At 59.8% G+C, this 25505-nt stretch carries 22 protein-coding genes; 13 read left to right on the top strand and 9 right to left on the bottom strand.

All coding sequences use genetic code 11. From position 1 onward, the window contains the following. The first annotated feature begins 16 nt into the window (after window positions 1–16). The 5 genes from ACN1C3_RS08970 (at window position 17) to ACN1C3_RS08950 (ending at window position 8641) form a co-directional block, all read left to right on the top strand. Entirely contained in the window at window positions 17–1375 is a 1359-nt protein-coding gene (locus ACN1C3_RS08970; protein ID WP_419115452.1) for a DUF1329 domain-containing protein, read from the top strand. A 156-nt stretch (window positions 1376–1531) separates the two neighbouring features. Next, a complete protein-coding gene (locus ACN1C3_RS08965) occupies window positions 1532–2605 on the top strand; it encodes a WD40/YVTN/BNR-like repeat-containing protein (RefSeq protein WP_419115451.1) in 1074 nt (357 codons plus the stop codon). A gap of 31 nt (window positions 2606–2636) precedes the next feature. Continuing rightward, entirely contained in the window at window positions 2637–5171 is a 2535-nt protein-coding gene (locus tag ACN1C3_RS08960) for an efflux RND transporter permease subunit (protein WP_419115450.1), read from the top strand. 7 nt (window positions 5172–5178) lie between these two features. After that, window positions 5179–6957 carry an acyl-CoA dehydrogenase C-terminal domain-containing protein gene (locus ACN1C3_RS08955; protein WP_419115449.1) on the top strand — a complete coding sequence of 593 codons (1779 nt, stop codon included), beginning with the start codon at window positions 5179–5181 and terminating at the stop codon, window positions 6955–6957. Between the two features lie 25 nt (window positions 6958–6982). Further along, window positions 6983–8641, top strand: coding sequence for a fatty acid--CoA ligase (locus ACN1C3_RS08950; RefSeq protein ID WP_419115448.1), 1659 nt, complete (start codon window positions 6983–6985; stop codon window positions 8639–8641). 118 nt (window positions 8642–8759) lie between these two features. Here ACN1C3_RS08950 and ACN1C3_RS08945 read toward each other — a convergent pair whose 3' ends face one another. Together ACN1C3_RS08945 and ACN1C3_RS08940 are read right to left on the bottom strand one after the other, a co-directional pair. Continuing rightward, window positions 8760–8954, bottom strand: coding sequence for a hypothetical protein (locus ACN1C3_RS08945; protein WP_419115447.1), 195 nt, complete (start codon window positions 8952–8954; stop codon window positions 8760–8762). Between the two features lie 132 nt (window positions 8955–9086). Further along, window positions 9087–9506 (bottom strand): organic hydroperoxide resistance protein, encoded by a 420-nt coding sequence (locus ACN1C3_RS08940; RefSeq protein WP_419115446.1) that lies wholly within the window; start codon window positions 9504–9506, stop codon window positions 9087–9089. A gap of 324 nt (window positions 9507–9830) precedes the next feature. Between ACN1C3_RS08940 and ACN1C3_RS08935 the strand changes: the two genes are divergently transcribed. Continuing rightward, window positions 9831–10247, top strand: coding sequence for a DUF1801 domain-containing protein (locus ACN1C3_RS08935; RefSeq protein ID WP_419115445.1), 417 nt, complete (start codon window positions 9831–9833; stop codon window positions 10245–10247). 56 nt (window positions 10248–10303) lie between these two features. Here the strand turns inward: ACN1C3_RS08935 and ACN1C3_RS08930 are convergent, their stop codons facing one another. The 3 genes from ACN1C3_RS08930 to ACN1C3_RS08920 all read right to left on the bottom strand — a co-directional run bounded on the left by ACN1C3_RS08930 (window position 10304) and on the right by ACN1C3_RS08920 (window position 13170). Further along, window positions 10304–11230, bottom strand: a complete 927-nt coding sequence (locus tag ACN1C3_RS08930) for a sugar ABC transporter substrate-binding protein (protein ID WP_419115444.1) — start codon at window positions 11228–11230, stop codon at window positions 10304–10306. 132 nt (window positions 11231–11362) lie between these two features. Beyond that, window positions 11363–12151: a TIM barrel protein gene (locus tag ACN1C3_RS08925; protein WP_419115443.1), complete on the bottom strand. Its 789-nt coding sequence runs from the start codon at window positions 12149–12151 to the stop codon at window positions 11363–11365. Further along, complete coding sequence (locus ACN1C3_RS08920) at window positions 12148–13170, bottom strand: Gfo/Idh/MocA family oxidoreductase (RefSeq protein ID WP_419115442.1); 1023 nt, start codon at window positions 13168–13170, stop codon at window positions 12148–12150. Before ACN1C3_RS08920 ends, ACN1C3_RS08925 begins: the two co-directional genes overlap by 4 nt. Before the next feature lie 205 nt (window positions 13171–13375). Here ACN1C3_RS08920 and ACN1C3_RS08915 point away from each other — a divergent pair, with 205 nt between their 5' ends. After that, window positions 13376–15382, top strand: coding sequence for a sigma-54 interaction domain-containing protein (locus ACN1C3_RS08915; protein ID WP_419115561.1), 2007 nt, complete (start codon window positions 13376–13378; stop codon window positions 15380–15382). Window positions 15383–15419: 37 nt separating this feature from the next. Here the strand turns inward: ACN1C3_RS08915 and ACN1C3_RS08910 are convergent, their stop codons facing one another. Beyond that, window positions 15420–16469: a substrate-binding domain-containing protein gene (locus tag ACN1C3_RS08910; protein WP_419115441.1), complete on the bottom strand. Its 1050-nt coding sequence runs from the start codon at window positions 16467–16469 to the stop codon at window positions 15420–15422. Between the two features lie 182 nt (window positions 16470–16651). Here ACN1C3_RS08910 and ACN1C3_RS08905 point away from each other — a divergent pair, with 182 nt between their 5' ends. From ACN1C3_RS08905 to ACN1C3_RS08890, 4 genes are read left to right on the top strand one after another with little or no spacing between them, the layout of a single operon-like run. Further along, on the top strand, window positions 16652–17764 hold the full coding sequence (locus ACN1C3_RS08905) for a fatty acid desaturase family protein (RefSeq protein WP_419115440.1): 1113 nt from the start codon (window positions 16652–16654) through the stop codon (window positions 17762–17764). Between the two features lie 36 nt (window positions 17765–17800). Further along, window positions 17801–18121: a MocE family 2Fe-2S type ferredoxin gene (locus tag ACN1C3_RS08900; protein WP_419115439.1), complete on the top strand. Its 321-nt coding sequence runs from the start codon at window positions 17801–17803 to the stop codon at window positions 18119–18121. An 18-nt stretch (window positions 18122–18139) separates the two neighbouring features. Continuing rightward, window positions 18140–19381: an NAD(P)/FAD-dependent oxidoreductase gene (locus ACN1C3_RS08895; RefSeq protein ID WP_419115438.1), complete on the top strand. Its 1242-nt coding sequence runs from the start codon at window positions 18140–18142 to the stop codon at window positions 19379–19381. Between the two features lies 1 nt (window position 19382). Next, window positions 19383–20231 (top strand): sugar phosphate isomerase/epimerase family protein, encoded by an 849-nt coding sequence (locus ACN1C3_RS08890; protein ID WP_419115437.1) that lies wholly within the window; start codon window positions 19383–19385, stop codon window positions 20229–20231. A gap of 35 nt (window positions 20232–20266) precedes the next feature. On the opposite strand, the gene ACN1C3_RS08885 is transcribed toward ACN1C3_RS08890, so the two are convergent. Together ACN1C3_RS08885 and ACN1C3_RS08880 are read right to left on the bottom strand one after the other, a co-directional pair. Continuing rightward, the gene (locus tag ACN1C3_RS08885; protein WP_419115436.1) at window positions 20267–21970 is read right to left on the bottom strand and encodes an AMP-binding protein; all 1704 of its coding nucleotides are present in this window, start codon (window positions 21968–21970) and stop codon (window positions 20267–20269) included. Window positions 21971–22118: 148 nt separating this feature from the next. Then, entirely contained in the window at window positions 22119–22310 is a 192-nt protein-coding gene (locus ACN1C3_RS08880; protein ID WP_419115435.1) for a hypothetical protein, read from the bottom strand. Between the two features lie 146 nt (window positions 22311–22456). Here ACN1C3_RS08880 and ACN1C3_RS08875 point away from each other — a divergent pair, with 146 nt between their 5' ends. After that, a complete protein-coding gene (locus ACN1C3_RS08875; protein ID WP_419115434.1) occupies window positions 22457–23035 on the top strand; it encodes a DUF4337 domain-containing protein in 579 nt (192 codons plus the stop codon). 32 nt (window positions 23036–23067) lie between these two features. Here ACN1C3_RS08875 and ACN1C3_RS08870 read toward each other — a convergent pair whose 3' ends face one another. After that, window positions 23068–23970 carry a LysR substrate-binding domain-containing protein gene (locus ACN1C3_RS08870; protein WP_419115433.1) on the bottom strand — a complete coding sequence of 301 codons (903 nt, stop codon included), beginning with the start codon at window positions 23968–23970 and terminating at the stop codon, window positions 23068–23070. Between the two features lie 192 nt (window positions 23971–24162). Here ACN1C3_RS08870 and ACN1C3_RS08865 point away from each other — a divergent pair, with 192 nt between their 5' ends. Continuing rightward, window positions 24163–25464 (top strand): NAD(P)/FAD-dependent oxidoreductase, encoded by a 1302-nt coding sequence (locus ACN1C3_RS08865; protein WP_419115432.1) that lies wholly within the window; start codon window positions 24163–24165, stop codon window positions 25462–25464. Window positions 25465–25505 lie beyond the last annotated feature (41 nt).

Here is a 25505-nt window from a genome sequence, read left to right as displayed (position 1 = left end):
AGTGGAGAGAATTCAGATGAGATTCCTAAGTAGCGTGCTGGCAGTTTCTCTGGCGGCCGTCATTGCCGGCCAGGCCCAGGCGGGCGTATCGGCTCAGGAAGCGGCCAGGTTGGGCACCAACCTTACCGGTGTAGGCGCCGAGATGGCGGGTAACGCCGACGGCTCGATTCCAGCCTATAAAGGCGGACTGACAACACCGCCAGCCAGTTTCAAACCCGGTGACAGTATGCGTCCCGACCCCTTTGCCGACGAAAAACCGCTGCTGGTCATCGATGGCAAAAACGTCGATCAGTACAAGGGGCTGTTGACCGCCACCACGGTGGAACTGGCCAAGCGTTACCCCACTTACCGGATCGATGTGTATCCGACCCACCGTACTGTCTCGCTACCCCAGGCGGTGTTGGCCAACACGCTGAAAAACGCCACCGATGCCAAGAGCCTCAACGGCGGCCTGGCCATCGATAACGTACTGCCTGGCGTACCGTTCCCGATCCCGCAGTCGGGCAGTGAGGCCATGTGGAACCACCTGTTGCGCTACCTGGGGACCAATATCAACACCAAGTATGACTCCTGGAACGTAGACGCTGCGGGGGTACCGACACTGTCCACCACAGCGGTGGCGTTCATGAATTATCCGATCTACGAAAACATGTCAAAGCTGGTTGCCAGCACTGACATTTTTTACCAGATGAAGCTGTATTACACCGGTCCTGCGCGCCGTGCGGGAGAGGCGATCATGCTCAAGGATTCTGCCGACCCACTGACTCAGCCACGCAAGGCCTGGCAATACTTGCCCGGTCAGCGTCGGGTCAAGCTGGCGCCGGACCTGGCCTATGACACGCCCAACCCTGGTACTGCCGGTGCCAATACCTATGACGATACCTTCGTCTTTATGGGCGCGTTGGATCGCTACGACTGGAAGCTTAAGGGCAAGCAGGAAATGATCGTGCCCTACAACACCTACAAGCTGACTTACGCTGACCAGGCCAAGTCGCTGACGACCCCCAACCACATTGCCCCCGACTACGTGCGCTGGGAGAAACACCGTGTCTGGGTCGTGGAAGCCACGCTCAAGCCCGGTGCGCGACACATCTACCACACGCGCCGTTTCTACCTGGATGAAGACAGCTGGATCGCTTTGGCCTCCGATCAATACGACTCGAGCGGCAAGCTCTACCGTGGCGCCTTCACTTTCCTCAGCCAAAGCTACGACAAGCAGACCCCCGATACCTCGCCTTTCATGATTTACGACCTGGTGGGTGGCAACTACAACATCAACGGCATCGTGGGCCCGTACGGCGGCATCAAGTACATCGAAACACTGTCGAAAGTGCAGTGGGCGCCGGATGCCCTGGCAGGGGCCGGGATTCGCTAAGCACCCGATGAAAGATGTCCGGGGTAACGGGTCGTAGTGCCCCGGCAGAGTAATTGGAAGAGGGGCGGCGCGAACGCTGTTCGTCTTGGGTTACCGACTCCGACACCGGGTTGCACCTCATGTGCTTCGCGGTGTCGTTTTCCTGGAAGGTGCGGTATGGGTTTCTTGAAAAAGTTCGAACTGGCGCTGCTGTTTTCGATGCTGGCGCTGGTGCAGGGTGGCGCTCACGCGGCCAGTTACGTGGATGTGCTGGATCTGCCGGCCACGCCGAGTGCGTGGGCCGTGCGTAGCCCCTTGGTTGGCATCGCTCGTGCCGGTGAGCGTCTGGTCACTGTGGGGCAGCGTGGTCATATTCTTTATTCCGATGACGCTGGCAACCAATGGACGCAGGCCAGCGTCCCGCTCAGCAGTGATCTAAGTGCGGTGTTTTTTCCTTCAGCCACACAGGGCTGGGCGGTCGGTAACGATGGCGTGGTGCTGCATAGCAGCGATGCTGGCGCCACCTGGCGCAAGCAACTGGACGGTCGCCAGATCGGTGACTTGCTGATCAAGCATTACACCGCACTGGCCACTGCCGAGCCGGCCAACGAGCAATGGCCATTACGGGTCGCTGAAGGTCAGCGTCTGGCCGCAGAAGGCGCCGACAAGCCGTTCCTCGATGTGTGGTTCGCCAACGACAAGCTTGGCTATGTGGTCGGTGTGTTCAACCTGATCCTGCGCACCGAAGACGGTGGCCAGAGCTGGACACCTTTTCAGGATCGCACCGACAACCCGCAAGGCTTTCACCTCAATGCCATCGCCTCGACCGGCGACGGTCTGTACATCGCCGGCGAGCAGGGGCTGTTGCTCAAGTGGGATGAAGCCCGGCAGCGTTTCGGGGCCTTGCAGACACCTTATCAGGGCAGTTTCTTCGGGGTTATCGGCAAGCCCGGTGAAGTGATCGTCTACGGCCTGCGCGGCAATGTGTTGCGCAGCACCGATGGCGGCGAGCACTGGAGCCCGCTCACGAGTGGCCTGCACGTCAGCATCACGGCCGCCATCGTTAATCCCCAGGGTCAGTACGAGCTGTTTACCCAAGCCGGACATACGTTGCTCAGTCAAACGGACAGCACACGGCTGCAACGCTTGCCGCAGCAGGATCTGTCACCCGTGGCCGGTGCCACCCTGGCAGCCAATGGTTCGCGGGTGGTGGTGGGTAGCCGTGGTGCGCATGCACTGGCTGGCGAATAAGACCTCGAACAATTAGAGCGAGTACCCAGACATGGGCAATATCAAGCAAGACACCATGCCGGTGATCCGTGACCTGCGGGACTTCGACCGCCATTCCGGCAACCTGTTGGAGCGGCTGGTGTTCAACTACCGCCCACTGTTCATGTTGCTGATGGCACTGGTCACCGTGCTGCTGGGTTATATGGCGGTGACGCGTCTGGAGCTGCGGCCCAGTTTCGAAAAAATGATTCCCCAGAGCCAGCCGTACATCCAGAACTACCTGGAGAATCGCCAGTCGTTGCGCGGTCTGGGTAACTCGGTGCGGGTGGTGGTCGAGAACACGCAAGGCGATATTTTCGACCCCGGCTACCTGGAAGTACTCAAGCAGGTCAACGACCAGCTGTTCATCACCGAAGGCGTTGACCGGGCCTGGATGAAATCGCTGTGGAGCCCGGGCGTGCGCTGGACCGAAGTCACCGAGGAAGGTTTTCAGGGTGGCCCGGTGATGCCCGGTACCTATCAGGGCTCGCCCGCAGACATCGAACAACTGCGCCAGAACATCAGTCGCGCCGGAGTCGTCGGCAGCCTGGTGGCCAGTGACTTCAAGTCGAGCATGCTGATCGTACCGCTGCTGGACAAGACCTCGGCCACTGGCCAGGGCATCAACTACCACCAGTTCTCGCGGTTACTCGAAGAGCAGTTACGCGACAAGATCGAATTCGCTGGCGACAGCGCCGCACGCAAGGCCGGAGAGGAGGGCAAGGGCCAGTACAAGGTCCGGGTGATCGGTTTCGCCAAACTGATGGGTGACCTGATTGACGGTTTGATTCAGGTCATGATGTTTTTCGGTCTGGCCGTGGTCACTTCACTGGTCATCATCTATCTCTACACCCGCTGTGTGCGCAGCACGCTGCTGGTGGTTGGCTGCTCGCTGGTCGCGGTGGTCTGGCAACTGGGCATCGTCGCCTGGCTGGGCTATGCCATTGATCCATATTCGGTGTTGGTGCCTTTTTTGATCTTCGCCATCGGTGTGTCCCACGCGGCGCAGAAGATGAACGGCATCATGCAGGACATCGCCCGTGGCACCCACAAGCTGATTGCCGCACGCTACACCTTTCGCCGTCTATTCATTGCCGGCGTCACCGCGCTGCTGGCCGACGCAGTCGGGTTCGCGGTGCTGATGCTGATCGACATACCGGTGATTCAAGACCTGGCCATCACCGCCAGTATCGGTGTCGCGGTGTTGATCTTTACCTCGCTGTTGCTGATGCCGGTTGCGCTGTCTTATGTCGGCGTCGGTGCCAAGGCTGCCGAGCGTGCACTGAAAATCGACACCCGTGCGTACGGGCACAAGGGCTTTGGCAAGCTGTGGGACTTGCTCGACCGCTTCACCACGGCCAAGTGGGCCACGGGTGCGGTATTGGTCGCGGTGCTGATGGGCATCGGCGGCTTCATGATCAGCCTGCACCTGAAGATCGGCGACCTGGAGAGTGGTGCACCGGAGTTGCGTGCTGATTCTCGCTATAACCGTGACAACGCCTACATCACCCGTCACTACGCGTTATCCAGCGACCTGTTCGCGGTGATGATCAAGACACCGCCCGAAGGCTGCCTGAACTACAAGACGCTGATCCTCGCCGACCGTCTGGCCTGGGAGCTGCAGCAGTCTCCGGGTGTGCAGGCGACCGCTTCGCTGGTCAATGCCGTGCGCCAGATCACAGCGGGGACCTATGAGGGCAACCCCAAGCTCAACAGTATTCAGCGCAACCAGGACGTCTTGAACTATGCCGCGCAGCAAGCCTCGGTCAACTCTCCAGAGTTGTTCAATACCGACTGCTCACTGATGCCGGTGATTGCCTTTCTCAAGGACCACAAGGCCGAGACCCTGGACGCGGTGGTAGGGATCGCCGACACCTTCGCCCGGGAAAACAGCAGCGATGATCGCCAGTTCCTGCTGGCGGCCGGAACCGCCGGCATCGAAGCGGCGACCAACATTGTGGTGCGCGAGGCCAATCGCACCATGCTGCTTTATGTCTACGCGGCGGTGACGCTGTTCTGCCTGATCACCTTTCGCAGCTGGCGCGCCACGTTGGTGGCCTTGCTGCCACTGGTGCTGACCTCGATCCTCTGCGAGGCGTTGATGGTGGTCATGGGCATCGGCGTGAAGGTGGCGACCCTGCCGGTGATCGCACTGGGCGTGGGGATCGGTGTGGACTACGCGTTGTACCTGCTCAGCGTGCAGTTGCATTTCCAGCGTCAGGGCCTGCCGCTGGCTCAGGCCTACCGCAACGCCGTGTCGTTTACCGGCCGGGTGGTAGGCCTGGTAGGCATCACTCTGGCGGCCGGGGTTGTGTGCTGGGTCTGGTCGCCGATCAAGTTTCAGGCGGACATGGGCATCCTGCTGACCTTCATGTTCCTGTGGAACATGCTCGGGGCACTGATCCTCATTCCTGCTCTGTCGTACTTCCTGTTGCGCGGGCCCGCGCTGAGCCATCGTACTGCCCCGGATGAGCCGGTGGTGCGCGCCAGCGAGACCGACAACGCCAAAAAACCGGGCATGCGTCATGCCCTCACACTGTCTGAGTAAGCCAACCATGTCTGATTACAAAGCCCCCCTGCGCGACATGCGCTTCGTACTCAATGAAGTCTTTGAGGTGTCCAGGCTTTGGGCCCAACTGCCCGGATTGTCCGAGGTGATCGATGAAGAGACGGCTGCCGCGATCCTTGAAGAGGCTGGCAAGATCAGTGCCGCCGTAGTCGCTCCGCTGAACCGCAGCGGTGACGAGCAAGGTTGCACATGGAGCAACGGCACGGTCAAAGCCCCGGAGGGTTTTGTCGCGGCGTACCAAGCGTTTGCCGAAGGCGGTTGGGTGGGTGTAGGTGGCGACCCGCAGTTCGGTGGCATGGGCATGCCCAAGGCCATTTCGGCCCAGGTCGAGGAGATGGTCAATTCAGCCAGCCTGTCTTTCGGCCTGTACCCGATGCTGACCGCCGGTGCGTGCCTGTCGATCAATGCCCATGCCAGCCAGGCGCTCAAGGAGCGTTATTTGCCGAACCTGTATGCCGGTGTCTGGAGCGGCTCAATGTGCTTGACCGAGGCTCATGCCGGCACCGACCTGGGCCTGATTCGCACCAGAGCCGAGCCTGCGGCTGACGGCAGTTACACGATAAGCGGCAGCAAGATTTTCATCACCGGCGGTGAGCACGACCTGACCGAAAACATCATTCACCTGGTGCTGGCCAGACTGCCGGATGCGCCCGCCGGCCCCAAGGGCATTTCACTGTTTTTAGTACCCAAGGTGCTGGTCAATGCCGACGGGTCCCTAGGCGAAAACAACTCGCTGTCCTGCGGTTCCATCGAACACAAGATGGGCATCAAGGCGTCCGCCACCTGCGTGATGAACTTTGATCAGGCCACCGGCTGGATCGTCGACGCGCCGAACAAGGGCCTGGCGGCGATGTTTACCATGATGAACTACGAGCGTCTGGGCGTGGGTATTCAGGGGCTGGCGCAGGGCGAGCGCTCCTATCAGAGCGCCGTCGAATATGCCCGTGACCGCCTGCAAAGCCGTTCGCCGACGGGCGCGCAGAACAAGGACAAGGCCGCCGATCCGATCATCGTGCACCCGGACGTGCGTCGCATGCTGCTGACCATGAAAGCCCTGAACGAGGGCGGGCGCGCATTTTCCAGCTACGTGGCCCTGCAACTGGACACTGCCAAATACAGCGAAGACGCGCCAACCCGCCTGCGCGCGCAAGAGCTGGTGTCCTTGCTGACCCCGGTTGCCAAGGCATTTCTCACCGACATGGGGCTGGAAACCACCCTGCACGGGCAGATGATTTTCGGCGGCCATGGCTACATCCGTGAGTGGGGGCAGGAACAACTGGTACGTGACGTGCGGATCACGCAGATCTATGAAGGCACCAACGGCATCCAGTCATTGGACCTGGCCGGGCGCAAGATCGTTGGCAGCGGCGGGGCGCTCTACCGTCTGTTCGCCGCCGAAATTCGCCATTTCACTGCGAACGCCAGCGCTGAACTCGGCGAGTTCTGCAAACCGTTGAACGCCGCCGTGGACACCCTCGACGAGCTGACCGCGTGGTTGCTGGATCGGGCACAGAACAATCCGAATGAAATCGGTGCGGCCTCGGTCGAGTACCTGCAGGTGTTCGGCTACACCGCGTATGCCTACATGTGGGCACTGATGGCCAAAACGGCCAAGGACAAACAGGCCGAGGATGACTTCTACGTCAGCAAACTGGGCACCGCACGCTTCTACTTCGCTCGTCTGCTGCCGCGCATTCACTCGTTGAGCGCTTCGGCCAAGGCCGGCAGCGAATGCCTATATGAGCTGGAAGCAGCGCACTTCTGATCGAAAGGACAAGGATCCCCCAACCATGATGGCGACAAAAATTATTCCTCCCGCCCACGGCGCTTACGCCTATCCCTTACTGATCAAGCAACTGTTGCTGTCAGGGGTACGCTACGAACCTGGCAGGGAGATCGTTTATTCCGACAAACTGCGCTACAGCTACCAGACCCTCAACCAGCGGATTCGCAAACTGGCCAACGCCCTGACGGCTGCCGGCGTCAAGGCGGGGGATACGGTGGCGCTGCTCGACTGGGACAGCCATCGTTATCTGGAATGCTTCTTTGCCGTGCCAATGATCGGCGCGGTGTTGCACACGGTGAACATTCGACTGTCGGCGGATCAGGTGGCCTACACCATGAACCACGCCGAGGATGATCTGGTCCTGGTGCATGATGATTTCCTGCCCTTGATCGAGCAGATTCAGGGACAGCTCAGTACCGTCAAAGGTTACCTGCAACTGACTGACGACACGGCGAGCGACACCTCGCTACCGGTGTTGGGGGAGTATGAAGAACTGCTGTCCCAGGCGGCGGCGCAGTACGACTTCCCCGACTTTGATGAAAACTCAGTGGCGACCCTTTTTTACACCACCGGGACCACCGGAACCCCTAAAGGGGTGTATTTCACTCACCGTCAATTGGTGCTGCACACCTTGAACGCCGTGGGCACGCTAGGCGTTTATCAAGGTTTGCCGCTGTTGCGTTCCGATGATGTTTACATGCCCATCACGCCGATGTTTCACGTGCACGCCTGGGGAGTGCCCTATGTCGCCACCCTGATGGGGCTCAAGCAGGTGTACCCCGGTCGCTACGAGCCCAACAGTCTGGTCAGGCTGTTTCGAGAAGAGAACGTTACGTTCTCCCACTGCGTGCCGACGATTCTGCAAATGATCCTGGGCTGCGAGGAAGCCGCGCAGACCCGTTTCGATGGCTGGAAAATGCTCCTGGGCGGCAGCGCCCTGACGCTGGGCATTGCCAGTGAGGCAAGCGCAAAAGGTATTCGCGTGCACAGCGGGTACGGCATGTCGGAAACCTGTCCGTTGCTTTGCACGACGTACCTGCGTGATGAGGAGCTGGAATTATCCACGCAAACCCAGTTAGCCATTCGCATCAAGACCGGAATGCCGGTGCCGATGGTCGATCTGAAAATCATCGATGCCAGTGGCAATGACGTTCCTCACGACGGTGAGTCTTTGGGGGAAATCGTCGTGCGCGCCCCCTGGCTGACTCAAGGCTATTTGAAGGACCCTGAAAAGGGCGCCGAGCTTTGGCACAACGGATGGTTGCACACCGGCGACATGGCTTCTATCGACACTTTGGGAGGGGTGGAAATCAAGGATCGAATCAAGGACGTGATCAAGACCGGTGGGGAGTGGATCAGCTCCCTGGAACTGGAGAGTCTGATCAGCGAGCACGCGGCTGTCCTGTCGGTCGCGGTCGTGGGCATTGCGGACGAGCAATGGGGTGAGCGACCCATGGCTCTGGTGGTGTGCGAGCAGGGGCAGTATCTCGACCGCAAGATCCTGGAGGCGCACCTGCAGACGTTTGTCGAGCGTGGCCGCATCAACAAATGGGCGATCCCCAAGCAGTTCAAGTTCGTCGCCGAGATACCTAAAACCAGCGTCGGGAAGATCGACAAGAAGCTCATCCGGGAACGCGAATTGGGGGCGCGTAAGGCACGATAATTGCGACTCGGATGGTCGTGTTGCACTGTGCGCCAGCCTTGATCGTTCAGGCGCGTCGCTGGCGCGAAAATGTCTGACAAAGCCCAGTGCCAGGCTGGGCTTCCTCATTGCGTTGATCTTAGTTTTTCGGAGGTGCTTTGAGGCTATCCAGTAGACCGCTCTCCAGCAAAGCCTTGTACTTCAACGCATCTTCTTCACTGTGATAGACGCCTACAAGCACATCTCCTTGATATACATCCCACATTCTGACACCCGCGCTACTGGCCTCATGAGACATTTGATGCTCATCGCGCTCTTTGACAGTAATGACCATTTGCTCATCCTCTGGATTGAGACAGGTAAGGTCTTTTTTACTCCAGTAATCTCCAGGATTCCATACTGAAAACTGACGTTTCCGAAATTCCAGCACAGCCTGCCAGGAGGCAGGCCGCACTGGGTGCCCTGGTTAAACCAAATTGATCGCGACGTCGATGTTGCCACGGGTCGCTTTGGAGTAGGGGCAGGTCTGGTGTGCGGCATCCACCACCGCCCGTGCGACAGCAGGATCCAGGCCCGGAAGGCTTACATTGAGGCGCGCCTGGAGGAAATAGGCGTTTTCGGTCTTGCCCAGATCCACTTCTGCATCGACGGCAACGTCGGTCGGCAGGGTCACCTTCAACACGGCAGCCGCCTTACCCATTGCTCCGATGAAGCAGGCCGACCAACCTGCAGCCAGCAGTTGTTCGGGATTGGTGCCACTCCCTGAAGTGCCAGGAGCGCAAAGCTTGATGTCCAAACGTCCATCCAGGCTTCGCGACTCGCCGTCGCGGCCTCCGGTAGTGTGGGTCTTGCCGGTATAAAGCACTGTGTCGATTTCATTGATCATGGGTGGTTCCTGCTAAGGTTTTGGGTTCTTCACCATTGATGTCACTGGATTCATCGGAGGACGCTTGGCTTCCGACGACGCCTACTTTTCCACCTTCATGTACTGCGTATGTGTCCTGATCCAGCGGTTGTGTAACGCTGTGTAAGATCGCCAGAGAAAATACAGACCGTTACAAATCACAGGCCTGGCTCTGCCTACGCAACTTGATGCGTATCTATTCCTCAGGGTGTGAAGCGGTCGTTGATTGCCTGGAGGAAAGCCGTCAGTCGGCGATACTCACGTGGCGGGCGAGCGACAACCACCATGAAGAGGGTGACAACCACCATGAAAAAGGAAGAAGAGGGAGGAGGCTCTGCCTCTCAGCTGATAGAAGCGAGAATCAAGGAGCTGAGTGATTGGCGGGGCGAGACGCTCGCTCGGGTCCGAACGCTCATCAAGCAGGCCGACCCCGAAGTGGTCGAGGAATGGAAGTGGAGGGGGGTTCCTGTGTGGTCCCACGCCGGAATCATCTGCACCGGTGAGACGTACAAGCATGTCGTGAAGATGACCTTCGCCAAGGGCGCCTCGTTGGAGGACCCTTCAGGTCTCTTCAACTCCAGCCTCGAAGGCAACACCCGGCGTGCCATTGATATCCATGAGGGCGAGGGGATTGATGAAAAAGCGTTGAAGACGCTCATTCGCGCCGCCGTGGCTCTCAACACCTCGGTGCGAGCAGTCGCTCGCACCAAACCGGTTGAATGAGCTGCCCTGCGAAGCCTCAGCTGCGGAAGGTGGCCGAGCCACGCTCCGGTTTGACACTATTTAAAGTGCTGTTCAAAGGCAGGTACCTGATCCGGCGTGATCAGCTGATAAGGCACCCAGACATCAGCCTCGACCGGATCCCCTTTAATCATCTTGATGGCGGCTAGTAGCGCGCTGGTCGCCTGGGCTTTGGGATCCTGGAACACTGAGGCAGCCAACTGACCACGTTTGATGGCAGCCAAGCCGTCAGGCAAGCCGTCTACGCCAACAATCGGAATGGCGCCCTTGGCTTTGCCGGCTTGTTGCAGCGCCATGGCCGCGCCGATGGCCATCTCGTCGTTGTTAGAGATGATTGCATCAAAGTTGGAACCTGCCAGCAGCCAGTTGCTGGTCAGGTCCATCCCTTTGTTGCGCTGCCAGTCGGCACTTTGTTGTTCGACGATCTTGATCTCGGGATAGTCCTTGAGCACCTGTTTGACGCCTTCGGTACGGCCGTGAGTGGCATTTTGCGCCAGGTCGCCCATGATGATCGCCAGGTTGCCTTTGCCCCCCAGTTTGTCGGCCAGGTAACGCATCTGCAGTTGTCCGGCCTCGATGTCATTGGATGCCACCGCCACCACGCCTTTGGGTAAGACGCGTTCGTCCGGGCGGCGGTTGACGTAGACCAGTGGTGTCTTCGCCGCGACGGCGGCGCGGGTCATGTTGGCAGTGGCGGCGGTGTCCACGGGCAGGACGATGACCGCATCCACCTTCTGGCTGAGAAAGCCTTCGATCTGATTGAGCTGACGCACCACGTCACCCTGGGCATCCTCGAACTGGATCTGGACCTTCTCCTTCTTGGCGGCATCTTCCAGGCCGCTGCGCACGTAGGTCATGAAGTTATCGTCAACCATGGCAATGCTGACGCCGATGCGATAGTCGGCGAAGGCCCAGTGGCTGCAGAGCAGTAATAGCGAGGCAAAAAGAAGTTTGCAGCGGCGCATGATGGTTTTCCTTTTGTTGTTATGAGATGAAATTCATCAAGATCAAGCGTGAAGGGCTTCTGGCTCTCTCTGAATCAAATCCGGCGAGAGAGCCAGTGGCATCGTGTTTACCGAGTGGCTTGGCCGGCTCCCTCAATCAAGCGTGAAGGCTTGCCGAAAACGCTCAAGTGCTGCTTCGGCGTCGCCAGAGGCCCAACCCTCTAGCCCGACGACACCGGTGTATCCCATGCGGAACAAGGCTCTGGCAATGGCCGGATAATGGATCTCGCCAGTGCCGGGCTCCATGCGGCCGGGCACATCGGCGACCTGGATTTCTCCAATGGCGCTGCCTGCGCGCTGGATCAGTTCGATCAGGTTCCCTTCGCCGATCTGGGCATGGTAAAGGTCCAGGTTCATCTTTAAATGCGGGCTGCCCACGGCTTCGATCAGCGCCAGGGTATCCTCGGCGCGAGCGAAGGGAGTGCCGGGGTGGTCAACCTCGGTATTGAGATTTTCCAGCAAAAATACCCGGCCTGCCTCTTCGCCCAGCCTGGCGATTTTTTCCAGGGTCTTGCAGGCGCTCAGCCACATGCGTCCGCTGGTGTGGGCCACGGGTTTGACCGGCAAGCCTTTGTCGCCCAGGCCAGTGCCATGCAGGTTGAGGCTCGGACAACTGAGCTGTGCGGCCACGGCCAGCGATTCTCGTGCGCTGTCGAGCAGGTGCTGGATGTCCTCGGGATCGGTCAGGTTGCCCGAGATATAACCGGTCATGGAGGTGAAGTCAGCGCCAGTGGCTACAAGGGCCGGAATGTCTTTCTTCGTCCAGTCCCAGAGTTCGGCGCTGAAGCCCAGCGCTTGAATACGTTTGACGCGTTCGGTGAACGGAAGATCGAGGAAGACCATCTCGGCACTGATCGCCAGTTTGAAGGGGGTAAAACTCATGAATGGGCTCCTTGCACGCGAACAGCTTTGCCCTGCTGGACGGATTCGATGCAAGCGCGGGCAATGGCCAGTGCGGCCCGGGCATCTTCGCCGCTGGCGAGTGGTTTTTCGCCAGTGCGCAGGCAGTCGACAAAGTGATTGAGCTCGGCCACATAGGCATCACGCAGCAGGTCGGTGTCCATGCGCTGGGTGTCGGCCTGGATGCCATCGGCCAAATAGCGAACCAGGTCAGAGTCATTGAGGCTGCCCATGGTCAGCATGCCAGCGCTGCCGAAGACTTCCCCTCGAACATCGTAGCCATAGACTGCCTGGAAATTGGCCTCGGCCGTCGCGATGGCGCCGTTGTCGAAGCGGATCGTGACAACGGCGGTGTCCAGCAGCCCCTTGTCCTTGTAATCCGGTGCAACCAGGGCATCGGCCATGACATAGACCTCGATAGCCTCGGCACCCGGATTCAGGTAGCGCAGGGTATCGAAGTCATGGATCAGGGTTTCGAGGAAAATCACCCACTGCGGCGAGGCGGCCGGGTTGTTCAGCGCTGGATCGCGGGTCAGCGAGCGCAGCAGCTGAGGCGTACCGATGCGGCCAGCGACCACGTCCAGGTGGGCAGCCCGGAAGCTTCTGGCAAAGCGGCGGTTGAAGCCGACCTGCAGCGGCACGCGTGCGTCGGCGGCAGCGGCGATGGCGCGGTCGGCCTCGTCCAGGGTGATGGCCATGGGTTTTTCACAGAACACGCCTTTGCCGGCCCGGGCCGCACTGATCACCAGTTCGGCATGGCTGCGGGCCGGGGCGGCGATCAATACACCGTCTATTTCCGGGTCGTCGAGCAGTTGCTGTGGATCGGTATAGACCCGTTGCACACCCAATTCTGCCGCCAGGCGTGCGGCCTGACCGGGTGTCGGGTCGGCAATGGCGACCAGGCAGGCACCGGGAATGTGCCGGGCAGCGGTCTGGGCGTGAAAGCTGCCCATGCGGCCGGCGCCGATGAGTCCAAGGCGGATGGTCTTGGGTGTATTCATGAAGTGACTCCTTTTTATTGTTGTTCACGTGATTGAGCAGCAGGAACTGTCCTCGCTGGTACAAGGTCTAGAGCAAGGCCTGTGCCAATACATAACTAGTTGATATTTATATAAATTTTTCAGATTGAAAGAAGAAGAGTGTTCATTGAAATGACATGTCTATAATGACATGTCAAAAATATGAACATAGATGTGGAGCTCAATGATGGTTGACCAGCAGCTCATGACCTTCAGCCAGGAAGACCTCGATTACATTACCGCCCTCGGTCCCGCGTCTTTGAGTGAGGGGCCCATCGCTGAGCTCGACCAGGCTTGGCGGGCTTGCCTGAAGGGGCGCACTGATCGACCTGCCGGGGTCAGGCAGGTCATTTGGGATTCATGGCTGCGCAGCGTCAGTGCCGGCCTCGACTCAGATGATTCCGACTACCGTTTTGTCGACCCCGAGGTTCTGGACGCGACGCTCACGGCCAATCGCGTATTGATCGGGGCGGCGGCAGAGGTCATGAGGGGCCTGCTGGCTTACAACCCCAGGGGGCATATCAATCTGACCGATGCCGAAGGGACGACCCTCTACTTCTGCGGCCTGGATCTCACGCCGGTGGGTAGCCGGTTGCTGGAGTCGGTGCAGGGCACCAACTGCACCGGTCTTGCTCTTGCTGAAGACCGATTGGTGTATGTGCTGGCCGAGGAAAACTTTGCTGCTGGCCTGCGTCAGCGGCGCATGCATTGTGCCGCCGCGCCAATCAGGGATGCCCAGGGTCGGACGCTGGCCATGTTGACCCTGACCGCAGAGCCGGGCTGGTTCCATTTTCACACGCTGGGCACTGTGCAGGCGGCGGCCGAGGCGGTCTCGCGGCAGATGGCGCTGCAGACGCTGCTGGAAGAGCAGCAGACGGTCCTTGAAGTGCTCAACGAAGGGCTGGTGGTGCTGGATGAGCGAGGTTGCATCAAGGCGCTCAACCGCTATGGCCGCCAGCTGTTTCGGGTGGGGCGAGATCTGCTGGGTTGCCCGTTCCAGCGGCTGGGGCAGAGCGAGCTGAGCGATGAGATTTTGCTGCGCAGCGGTGAGGGGGTTCGCGATCTGGACTGCACCTTTGTGCTGCATGACCAGACCCAGCTGGCGTGCCTGGTGTCCGTGTGTTCCCTGGAGCAGGGCGGGCGAGTTGTCTCGTTGCGGGAGAACCGGCGTATCCGCGAAATCACCCGGCGGATCATAGGGACTCAAGCCAGTTATACCTTTGAGACCATCCAGGGCAGTTCGCGAGCCATACAGGATGCGTTGCGCTTGGGACGGATTGCCAGCCGCAGTGACTCGACCACCCTGATCCTCGGCGAAAGCGGCACCGGCAAGGAGCTGTTCGCCCAGGCCATTCATAACGCCAGCGACCGTGCCAAGGGACCTTTCGTGGCCGTCAATTGCGGGGCTATTCCGCGAGATCTGGTGCAGAGCGAACTGTTTGGTCACGTCGAGGGCGCCTTCACAGGATCGGCCCGCGGAGGGTCTGCCGGAAGGTTCGAATTGGCCGATGGCGGAACCATCTTCCTCGACGAGATCGGTGACATGTCTTTCGATGCCCAGGTCAGCCTGCTGCGAGTCTTGCAAGAAGGCGAGGTCACGCGCGTCGGCGCGAAGAAATCGCAGCAGGTTGATGTACGCATCATCGCCGCCACCCACCGCAACCTGAGTCAGGCGGTTGCCGATGGTGCGTTTCGGGAAGATCTGTACTACCGGCTCAACGTGCTGAACCTTACGGTTCCACCACTGCGGATGCGCCGGGAGGATATTCCATTGCTGGCGCGACATTTTCTCAACCGTTGTGCTCAGTCGCTTCGCAAGTCGGTGCTGGGGATCTCACCGGCGGCACTGGATATTCTTTCTGCCCACAGCTGGCCGGGTAATGTTCGCGAGTTGGAAAACACCATTGAACGCGCCACCAATCTGGCGGTTACCGAACTGATCCAGCCGGGTGATCTTCCTGTCGAGATCATGCAGAGGCTGCGTCAGCCGGCGATGGTAAGTTTGCCAGAGCCCAGGGTTGCCTTGGACCTGGGTGCCCATGAAATGAACGCGATTATCGCCGCCCTCAGGGATACCCACGGCAACATCCGCCTGGCCGCGAAGCAGCTGAACGTTTCTCGTGGTGGGTTGTACAACAAGATGAATCGGTTCGGACTGAGTGCCGATGCTTTCCGTTCGGGACCAAACCTCTGATGGGTTATGTAGAGCATTCTCGGTGTCGCTCACACAGTCAGCGTCGAGCGTTCTCTGATGTCACGATCTGCAACGGAACATGGACCCGATGGCGTATCGGATCGAAGTCCGGTGTGGTCTGCAGCTCGACCAGCAAGTCGATCAGCGCTGTTGCCAGCAGGCGCGGCTGGGAATCGATGACCAGGCTGATCAATCCCTGGTCCAGGGCTTGTCGCGACAGCTCGGTCGACTCCTGCAGGATACTGCACAGCGACGGCCGCTTCGGCAGCTGCGACAGGGCACTGATGATTCCGTCGCCGCCACCTCCGACCACGCACAGACCCCGCAAGTCGTTATGGCGCGCCAGGAGTTCCAGCGTCGCCTCTTCGGAGACGTCACAGTTGTCCAGGTTGATCACCGCTTCGAGTAGCCGTAGCCCCGGTGCGCGCTCCGTCAGGTAACTGCGCAGCCCCTCGACCCGAGCCTGATGGCCGAGAAAGCGGTGGCCGCCGAGCAGTACCCCGATGCTGCCTTTGCGTGCACCACAGGTGTGAGCCATCAGCCAGCCCATGGTGCGTCCGACCTCATGATTATCCTGACCGACGTAAGGCTCATGCGCGGCCTCATGGATGTCGGACAGCAGGGCGATCACCGGAACTCCCGCCTCTCTGATCTGAGCGATGGTGGCATTGATTAGCGGGTGAGCGAAGCTGACCACCGCCAGGCCATCGCACTGCACCGCCAGTTGTTCGATCTGGGCAATGATGGCGCTGGGTGTGCGATCGAAGACGTACTCGAATTGGCAGCTGAGGTTGGCGCCGGCCTGACGCTGCGCCGCCTCGGTGATGGCGGCGGCAACGTTGGCATAGAAGGCCTGGGCGGTGCCGAGCAACAGGATGCCGAAACGATAGCTGGGACGACGTTCGCGGATCCGCTGACCGATCAGTCTGGCCGCGAAATAACCGACCGCTTCGGCTGCCTGGAATACCTGCTCGGCGGTTGCCGGATTGACCGGAGCCCTGGCGTTGAGCACCCGGTCCACGGTGGCGACACTCAAGCGAGCGTACTCGGCAACAGTGGCGATGGTTGGGCGTTTATTGTTGTTCATGGCGGGTCCCGGAAACGCCTTGATAGAAAACTATCAAGCCTTGCTGGGCCTGGATGATAGCTTGATAGGGAATGTATTCAAGGGCTTGAGGGTGATTTCTACGCTCTCTATATTTTCTCCAGCGATGTGATCCCGCATCGAAGCAAGTGCCTAAAACTATCAAGCTTGCGGAGAACAATAAAATGCCCGAACAAAACGCAGCCTTTGAAACCCCCGGCAAACCCATGCCTCGGGATTATCGATTGACCGGTCCCGAAGCCGCCAGAGCGGCGCAAAAAGGCCTGGTATCGGCCAGTTGGCACCAATCGCCCATTCCCCGTAAACGCTTGAAAGAATTGATGCAGCGCCGCGATGGTCCGGCCTTGCGTGATACCGCGATCTGGCTGCTGGCGATGGTCGTCACCGGGTTCGGCGGTTACTGGTTTTGGGGCTCCTGGGCCTGCATTCCGTTCTTCTTCGCCTATGGGCTGCTCTACGGCACGGCGTCCAATGCCCGTTGGCACGAAACGGGTCACGGCACGGCATTCAAAACCCGCTGGATGAATGATGCGGTCTACCAATTGTCGAGCTTCATGTTCATGTTCGAACCCCATGTCTGGCGTTGGAGTCACGCCCGGCACCACACCGACACCATCATCGTCGGCCGCGATCCAGAGATCGTCGAGCCGCGTCCGCCACGCCTGGTCATGATGGTGCTGAGTCTGTTCAGGATGCCTTACGCGTTGACGACCATGTGGTCAGTCTGCCGGCATGCGACAGGCCGGATGGCTGAAGAAGAGCAGACGTTTATCCCCGAATCCGAGTGGCCCAAGGTCTTTACGGCTGCGCGCATTTGGCTGGTGATTTATGGGTTGACCGTGGGGGCTGCGCTTTATCTGCAGAGCTGGTTGCCGCTGATGTTTATCGGCCTGCCGACCCTGTACGGCGGCTGGCTGTCCTACCTGTTCGGCCTTACCCAGCATGTCGGCCTGGCCGAGGATGTGCTCGATCACCGCAGCAACTGCCGCACGATTTACATGGGCCCGCTGCTGCGTTTTCTGTACCTCAACATGAACTATCACCTCGAACACCACATGTACCCGATGGTGCCTTTTCACGCGCTGGCGCAGCTTCACGAAGAGATCCGTCACGACTGCCCGCCGCCGTACACCAGCCTGTTCGAGGCCTTCAGGGAAATCCTCCCGACCATCTGGAAGCAGCGCAAAGACCCGACGTATTTCATCCGTCGCCCTCTGCCACAGCGCGCAGAGCCCGCCGCCAGCGTCCAGGCGCAACCTGAAGCAATACCCGGCTGACACCTTCCTGACTGCACCCCTACAAGAGAAAACGCCATGACCGATCAATGGATCGATGTCTGTGCCGTGGGCGATATAAACGAAGAAGATGTCATTCGTTTCGACCATGGTCAGCACACCTACGCCGTCTACCGCTCCGCCGACAGCGAGTTCTTCGCCACGGCGGGCCTATGCACCCACGAGTCCATCCACCTCGCCGATGGCCTGGTGATGGAGCATGTCATCGAGTGCCCCAAGCACAACGGGCGTTTCGACTACCGCTCCGGTAAAGCCCTTGGCGCACCGGTGTGCGTCAACCTCAAGACCTATCAGGTCCGGGTCGAGGCGGGCCGTGTTCTGCTCGCTATTACGGTTTAATTGCACGGAGTCTGTGCCATGAGTTCTGACAACGATCCACTGGTTATCGTTGGTGCCGGGCATGCGGGTGGTCGCGCGGCCTTGACCCTGCGCGGCGAAGGTTATCGCGGTCGCCTGATTCTGATAGGCGATGAGCCCCATCCTCCCTATGAACGTCCGCCACTGTCCAAGGGACTGTTGCAGGGCACGGTTGATCTGGCGGGCTGCAGCCTGTGCGATACCGCTCAGCTCGCCGAACTGGACATCGAGCACCTGGCCGGCAATCCGGTGAAATGCCTGGATCCGCAGCAGCATCGATTGCAGTTGGCCGACGGCAGTTGGTTGCAGTACGCCCGTCTGTTGCTCGCGACCGGGGGCAGGGCGCGACTGTTGCCCTCAGTGCCCGAGCATCTGCTGAATGTGCTTTATCTGCGAACTCATGATGAGGCGTTGGCATTGCGTGCTTCGCTGCGCCCCGACGCCCGTCTGGTGATCATCGGCGGCGGCTTTATCGGCCTCGAAGTCGCCGCGACCGCCCGAGCCTTGGGTTGCACCGTGACCTTGCTCGAGGCCGGGCCGCGCCTGGCGGGTCGCGTCCTGCCGGAGCGGCTGTCCAGCGTCCTGCTGGAATTGCATCGCAGCCAGGGCGTGGATGTCCGGCTGAACGTGGCCATTGAGGCCGTGCAGGGCAGCACTCGCGTCAAGGCCGTGCAACTGGTCGACGGCCAGTTGTTGCCCTGCGACCTGGTGGTGGTAGGCATCGGCATGCAACCCAACATTGAACTGGCTACGGCCGCCGGGCTCGAGGTTGGCCAGGGCATCCGCGTCGATGCCCAGCTGCGCACCAGCGCGGCGGACATCTTTGCAGCGGGCGATGTCTGTGAGTTTCGGTTGCACCCGCAAGGGGTTTTCCAGCGTCAGGAAACCTGGCGCAACGCCGAAACCCAGGGCCGTCACGCGGCCCTGAATCTGATGGGCGGCGAGCTGCCCTTCGAGGTCATTCCCGGCTTTTGGTCCGATCAGTACGACTGGGGGCTGCAAACCGTGGGCGTAATCGCAAACACCGAACCGACGGCGAGCCGGACAACCCCGGGTGGCGGTTTCCTGTTGTTCTACCTCGATGCCGAACAACGCCTGCTAGGGGCTTGCGGCTGGGGCCAGGGCAATAGCGTCGCCAAGGACATCAAGTTGTGCGAACGGCTGATCGCCAACCATAACCCCCTCTCGGTGGTCGCTTTAGCCGATGCCGATGTATCGCTCAAACAATTGTTGAGGAACTGACATGCGCGAATTCCTGGTGTTTCAGTCCTTGTGGGCCATGCAAGATCACCGTGGCCAATGCGACCTTTCCATTGAAGCGCAACTGGAGAAAGTCGCCGCCGCCGGCTTCGACGGGATCACCGACCATTTCTGGGTCGCGCCACAGGCCGCACGCCTGAGCGGGGCCGCCAAGGCCCAGGGCCTGCAAATCGAAGGTCAAGTGTTCCCCCGCACCGTGGATGATCTGGCGGCAGCGATCGATGTCGCCTCCCGCTACGGATGCCACCACCTCACGCTGCAAGCGGACGTCCGGCCGCGCACGCTGGCGCAAGCCATTGAACTGATCGAAGGCTGGCAGCGCCTGGCCGAGCAGGTGGACTTTCCGGTCCTGCTGGAAACCCACCGTTATCGCCTCACTAGCGACCTGTTGTTCACTCTCGATATTCTCGCTGAAATGCCCGATCTCAAGCTGTTGGCCGATTTGTCCCACTATGTCGTGGGCCGCGAACTGCCAGAGCCGGCCGCTGCCGAGGACGACGAACAGATCCATACCATCCTGCGCCACAGCTGGGGCTTTCATGGTCGGGTCGCCAGCTGCGAACAGGTCCAGGTGCCCCTGAGTTTCTCCCAGCATCGACCCTGGCTGGAGCGTTTCCTGGGTTGGTGGCGCTATGGGATCGAGGATTGGCTGGCCCGACCGAACACACCTGCCAGCCTGTCCTTCACCTGCGAACTCGGCCCGCCACCCTATGCCATCACCGGTGCCGACGGAGGCGACATCACCGATCGCTGGGCCGAGGCGCTGATGCTTAAGGATCTGATGCGCAAGGTCTGGAGCGACTGCCAGGCACGGTCTCACAATGGTCATTGATTTAATGTATGACCGGTCGGCGTACTGGCCCGGGTTCAGCCCTTGAGCTGCGGGAAGTCTTCTTCGAAGTACTCTTGCGGGCCGCGTGCATCGCTCTGGCGGCGCTGCACTTCCATCTGCCGCAGTTCTACCCGGCGGATCTTCCCGGAGATGGTCTTGGGCAGCTCGGTGACGAACTCAATGCGCCGCACCCGCTTGTAGGGCGCCAGGTGCTCGCGGGCGAAGGCGAGGATGTTGGCGGCCAGCTCTGCGCTCCCGGGTTCGCCATGGGCCAGGATCAGAAACGCCTTGGGCACCGCCAGGCGTAGCGGGTCCGGGCTTGGCACCACGGCCACTTCCATCACCGCCGGGTGCTCGATCAGCGCGCTTTCCAGCTCGAAGGGGCTGATGCGATAGTCGGCGGCTTTAAACACGTCGTCGGCGCGGCCGACAAAGGTGATGTAGCCATCCGCGTCGATCTGCGCAGTGTCGCCTGTGCGGTAGTAGCCGTCGCGCATCACTTCGGCGGTTTTTTCCGGGCTGTCCTCGTAGCACAGCATCAAGCCGAGCGGACGCACGTCCAGCGGCAGGGCTACTTCACCCTCATTGCCGGGTACGCCGTCGAGGTCGAGCATGGTCACCTGGTAGCCCGGCAGTGGACGGCCCATGGAACCGGCCTTGAGCAGCTGGCCAGGCGTGTTGCCGACCAGAGCGGTGGTTTCCGACTGACCGAAGCCGTCACGCAGCGGCAGGCCCCAGGCATGCTGGATCTGTTCGATGATTTCCGGGTTGAGCGGCTCACCGGCGCCTACCAATTCGCGCAGGCGCAGGCGTTCCTTGATACCGGCCAGATCCTCCTGAATCAGCATGCGCCACACGGTGGGCGGGGCGCACAGGCTGGTGACGCCGTATCGCTCCAGAGCGCCGAGCAGCGCGCAAGCGCTGAAGCGCGCGACGTTGTGGATAAAGATACAGGCGCCGGCGTTCCACGGCGCGAAGAGGCAGCTCCAGGCGTGCTTGGCCCAGCCCGGTGACGAGATGTTCAGGTGCAGGTCGCCCGGCTGCAGGCCGATCCAGTACATGGTCGAAAGGTGGCCGACCGGGTAGCTCTGGTGACTGTGCAGCACCATCTTCGGCTTGGAGGTGGTGCCAGAGGTGAAGTACAGCAGCATCGGGTCGGTGGCCAGCGTGCGGCCCTCGACTTCGAACTGCTCGGAATATTCGCTGGCGGCGCTGTGCGGGGTCCAGTCGGCGGGGGCGGGACCCACGCAGATGCGGCTGCAGCCTTTACCCAGGCCGACGAACTTGTCCACATGAGCGCTGCCGACCACCAGGTGGCGAACCTGGCCGCGTTCGATGCGGTCGCCCAGGTCATCGGGGGTGAGCAGGGCGGTGGCGGGGATGACCACGGCGCCAAGTTTGAAGGCGGCCAGCATGGTTTCCCACAGGGCGATGTCGTTACCGAGCATCAGCAGGATGCGCTCGCCGCGGCGCACGCCGAGGGCACGCAGGTGGTTGGCCACCTGGTTGGAGCGCGAGGCCAGTTGCTGGAAGCTGTAGCGCTGTTCGCTACCGTCTTCTTCGACTATCCACAGGGCGTTGGCCTGATTGCCCTCGGCCATGGCATCGAAGTAGTCCAGCGCCCAGTTGAACTCGCTCAGCTGCGGCCAGCGAAAGTCACGCACGGCAGTGGCGTAGTCGGTACGGTGGGCCAGCAGGAAGTCTCGAGCGGCGAGGAAGGGTTGGCAGTTGCTATTCATTGGAGTCTCCCGAGACCCGTGCGGGTACCTGATAGCGGGGAGACGGCGGCGAGCATGGATGGCTTCACGGTGGGTGCCCTTGTTTATTTTTGTCGGGACTGACCTGGTTCATGACCAAGCGGTTGAATCGAGTATAGGCATGCAAAAATCAAATAAAAATGCTCAAAAAATCCGGTGTGTTGTGCAAAAAAATCATAGGATTTCCCCAGCCCAGCCGGGATAAATGCAGATTCAAAAGCGCAAATTGCGCATCCTTGCTCGGTATGACGGCGAGTCCAGTCATTCTGAATCGATTGACCAGACGATCAGGGTCGTACGCTCCGACCGGAAGGTTGCCCATGACCAGCGGAAGACTCCAGCCGAGCGAGCACGATTCAAAAACCAGCAGTTCGTCACCTCGACTCGATGGTTATCCATTGATATAGAGCCTTTAACGATGACTACCTTTACACTTCGACACTTGTTCATTCCCAAAGATCAAAGGCCATGTCTGAAGCGTTCGAAGTTCCCAGCCCGCACGAACAACATGTGGAGCACGCCACCAAAAATGCCCATTCCCACGGCGACAATTTCGCCAGCAAGATAGCGGTGATGACGGCGATCATGGCGACCATAGGCGCCTTGCTCAGCTATCAGGCGGGCTCCACAGAGAGCGAAGCTGCAATGGACAAGAACAACGCCGCCATCAAGAAAACCGAAGCCTCCAACCAGTGGAATTATTACCAGGCCAAATCCAGCCGACAAAACCTGTCTGAACTGGCGATCCATATCCCTGGCCTCGATGCCGCGCACTACGCCGCCGAAGCGCAGCGCTATAAAGATCAAAAAGAAGTGGTGCGCATAAAAGCAGAAGCCCTCGAGATGGAAGCTCGCGAGTGGGATGAAAAGTCAGAATTGGCATTGCATCAGCATCACCGCTGGGCCCAGGCGATGACAGCCATTCAGATTGCTATTTCGCTGGCGGCGATTACCTTGTTGACGCGCAAGGAATGGCTAAAAAGGGTCGCGTATAGTGCGGCAGGAGTCAGTGTAGTGCTGGGCACTCTGGCCTGGTTACATATATAAATTGGATGCCCGTGCGAGCCGGCGCTTGCAGGTCAGCGTGCGCCTTCGTCCTGTTCGGCCTGCTGGGCGAACCATTGCATGATCAGCGAGCACGCCGGATGAGAGGCGGCTGAGGGTTGCGGGCACAGCGAGTAAATCCCTCTGGTTTTCAGCGGGCGGCCAAAGGGAACGATGAGCACACCGCGATCGATAGACTCCTCTGCCAGGGTCATGTCGGTCATGGCCACTCCCAGGCCTCGCGCCGCTGCATCGAGCGCCAACTCGTCGAGGTTGAAGGGGATGTGCCGATAGTCCTCCAACGACTTGGCGCCATTGGCTGCCAGCCAATCAATCCAGGCTTGCTTGTCCGCCGAACGATGGAGCAGGGGGAAGCGTACAAGATCCTCCACCGATTCCAGTGGCTGGGTTGCGCTGCCCAGGCCGGGGGCGCACACCGGAACCAGCGCTTCCTCGAACAGGGTCAGGCAGGCTGGGTCACTGGACGGCTCGGGCAGATAGAGGATGTAGGCGTCGCTGTCGCTGGCCGGCTCGACGATCTCCGTCGCAACGGTCTCGATCGACAGGGAAATGTCCGGGTGACGCCGGTAGAAGTCGCTCAACTTCGGTAGCAACCAGCGAACCGCCAGCGACACATGCATGCGTATGCGGAAGGGGCGTTTCTGTGGAGAAAGCCGATCCTCGAGTGTCTTCAATTGCTCCAGGATATTCCGAGCGCTGCCAAGAACCTGTTCGCCCTCTGGGGTCAGTCGGATACTACGGCTGCTCCTCACGAACATCGGTACGCCGAAGTGACTCTCCAACTGCTGGATTTTTCGGCTCACTGCGCTTTGGGTCAAACAGAGCTTTTGCGCCGCCTGAGTGAAGCTGCCTGAATCAGAGACCTCCACCAGTGCCTGCAAGGCCTGAAGAGAGGGAACGTGGCGAATTTTATCCATGCGTTTTCAGAATGGCTCAATGATTTTATAACGTTGGTTGTATCACCAAAGACCTTATAGATTCCAGCTCTAGCTACCGCCATCTCAAACCACCCATGCGATTACTGCATGTAGTTCTGCTTTGGATAGAGGCGGCTCGCAGGGTAGTGCTTTTTTTGGCTAGCCCGCAACGACAGTCAAATGAGGTGATGCGTGAAGAATGTATGTGGCTGGATTGCGCAAGCTGGAAGTTCATCAAGTCGCGGTCGGCTGAGCCGCGCGGAAAAAGCGGATTGGCTGGTCGTAGGTGCCGGTATCACCGGACTGTGTGCCGCTCATACGCTCGCTGAAATGCACCCTCAGGCACGCATCGTGATCGTCGACAGACAGCGAGCGGCGCAGGGGGCTTCGGCGCGCAATTCCGGATTCGTGGTGGGCCACGAACATCCGGGCAATGATGAGCTTTTAGGCAATCAGGGGTTCGCTGGTTTTGAAGTGGATACGTCGATTTCACGTGTTGCCAGTGAGGAAGTCCGTAAGCGCATTGCTCGTCACGGCATCGAGTGCGACTTCAGGGATTCCGGCTATTTCTTCGCCGTTAGCGATCCAGGCAAGCTGACTCACGTCGAGGCCAAACTGGAAACGCTACGAGCAGTGGGTGCATCTGCGCAATTTCTGGAAGGTGAACAGCTGAAACAAAAACTGGGAACCGGGCATTACCAAGCCGCGATCTGGTGTGGTAATGGAAACGCATTGCTTCAACCAGCCAAATACGTGAAGGGATTGCTGGATTCGCTGCCCCAGAATGTGACCCTCTACGAAAACACCGATATCACTGGCCTTGAGCGTTTGGATAAAGGACGTCTTCGCGCCAAGGGTATCGAGGGAAGTATTGAGGCGAAGCAGGTCCTGGTTTGCCTGAACGCCTTCATCCCACGTGCGGGAATAGATGACAGCGCAACGTTTCCCATGGAACTCAGCGCCAGCCTGACTCGGCCACTGAGCGACGAGGAGTTTCGAACGATCGGCGGCGTGGAGCCCTGGGGCGTGTTGTCCACCCGTCCACTCGGAGCCACGGTGCGACTGACCCCGGATCGTCGCGTGATGATCCGTAACACCGCCGAATACCGCTCTCGGGATTTGTCCGACAGTGATCTCTTGCTCCGCAGAAAACACCATGTGCTGGGTTTGCAGCGACGTTTTCCGTGGTTGACCGAGCAGGATATTCAATACACCTGGACCGGTCATCTGAGCGCCTCGCGCTCCGGACAACCGTATTTTGCCAAGGTCGAAGAGGGGCTGTTTGCCGTGGCCGGATGCAATGGATCAGGCGTCGCGCGCGGCACCCTTTGGGGGCGGCTGCTCGCCGAACTGGCATCGGGTGTCAGTTCGCCAATATTGGCGTCGGTCATGCAAAGGGCTCAGCCTGGCTGGCTCCCACCCCGACCATTACTCGATATCGGCGCCATGCTTCGAATGCGCGTGGAGGCGGTCAGGGCCAGAACAGAAATCTAGAAAACCGCAAAAGAATAAGAAATCCAGAAAGCCACAAAAGA

This window comes from Pseudomonas sp. H11T01, assembly GCF_048515765.1.
Lineage (GTDB): Bacteria > Pseudomonadota > Gammaproteobacteria > Pseudomonadales > Pseudomonadaceae > Aquipseudomonas.
This window is presented reverse-complemented; position numbering and strand designations above follow the sequence as displayed.

Coding starts and splice junctions, on each gene's coding strand:
- ACN1C3_RS08970 (WP_419115452.1), top strand. CDS start 17: ATGAGATTCCTAAGTAGCGTGCTGGCAGTTTCTCTGGCGGCCGTCATT.
- ACN1C3_RS08965 (WP_419115451.1), top strand. CDS start 1,532: ATGGGTTTCTTGAAAAAGTTCGAACTGGCGCTGCTGTTTTCGATGCTG.
- ACN1C3_RS08960 (WP_419115450.1), top strand. CDS start 2,637: ATGGGCAATATCAAGCAAGACACCATGCCGGTGATCCGTGACCTGCGG.
- ACN1C3_RS08955 (WP_419115449.1), top strand. CDS start 5,179: ATGTCTGATTACAAAGCCCCCCTGCGCGACATGCGCTTCGTACTCAAT.
- ACN1C3_RS08950 (WP_419115448.1), top strand. CDS start 6,983: ATGATGGCGACAAAAATTATTCCTCCCGCCCACGGCGCTTACGCCTAT.
- ACN1C3_RS08945 (WP_419115447.1), bottom strand. CDS start 8,954: ATGGTCATTACTGTCAAAGAGCGCGATGAGCATCAAATGTCTCATGAG.
- ACN1C3_RS08940 (WP_419115446.1), bottom strand. CDS start 9,506: ATGATCAATGAAATCGACACAGTGCTTTATACCGGCAAGACCCACACT.
- ACN1C3_RS08935 (WP_419115445.1), top strand. CDS start 9,831: ATGAAAAAGGAAGAAGAGGGAGGAGGCTCTGCCTCTCAGCTGATAGAA.
- ACN1C3_RS08930 (WP_419115444.1), bottom strand. CDS start 11,230: ATGCGCCGCTGCAAACTTCTTTTTGCCTCGCTATTACTGCTCTGCAGC.
- ACN1C3_RS08925 (WP_419115443.1), bottom strand. CDS start 12,151: ATGAGTTTTACCCCCTTCAAACTGGCGATCAGTGCCGAGATGGTCTTC.
- ACN1C3_RS08920 (WP_419115442.1), bottom strand. CDS start 13,170: ATGAATACACCCAAGACCATCCGCCTTGGACTCATCGGCGCCGGCCGC.
- ACN1C3_RS08915 (WP_419115561.1), top strand. CDS start 13,376: ATGGTTGACCAGCAGCTCATGACCTTCAGCCAGGAAGACCTCGATTAC.
- ACN1C3_RS08910 (WP_419115441.1), bottom strand. CDS start 16,469: ATGAACAACAATAAACGCCCAACCATCGCCACTGTTGCCGAGTACGCT.
- ACN1C3_RS08905 (WP_419115440.1), top strand. CDS start 16,652: ATGCCCGAACAAAACGCAGCCTTTGAAACCCCCGGCAAACCCATGCCT.
- ACN1C3_RS08900 (WP_419115439.1), top strand. CDS start 17,801: ATGACCGATCAATGGATCGATGTCTGTGCCGTGGGCGATATAAACGAA.
- ACN1C3_RS08895 (WP_419115438.1), top strand. CDS start 18,140: ATGAGTTCTGACAACGATCCACTGGTTATCGTTGGTGCCGGGCATGCG.
- ACN1C3_RS08890 (WP_419115437.1), top strand. CDS start 19,383: ATGCGCGAATTCCTGGTGTTTCAGTCCTTGTGGGCCATGCAAGATCAC.
- ACN1C3_RS08885 (WP_419115436.1), bottom strand. CDS start 21,970: ATGAATAGCAACTGCCAACCCTTCCTCGCCGCTCGAGACTTCCTGCTG.
- ACN1C3_RS08880 (WP_419115435.1), bottom strand. CDS start 22,310: ATGGGCAACCTTCCGGTCGGAGCGTACGACCCTGATCGTCTGGTCAAT.
- ACN1C3_RS08875 (WP_419115434.1), top strand. CDS start 22,457: ATGTCTGAAGCGTTCGAAGTTCCCAGCCCGCACGAACAACATGTGGAG.
- ACN1C3_RS08870 (WP_419115433.1), bottom strand. CDS start 23,970: ATGGATAAAATTCGCCACGTTCCCTCTCTTCAGGCCTTGCAGGCACTG.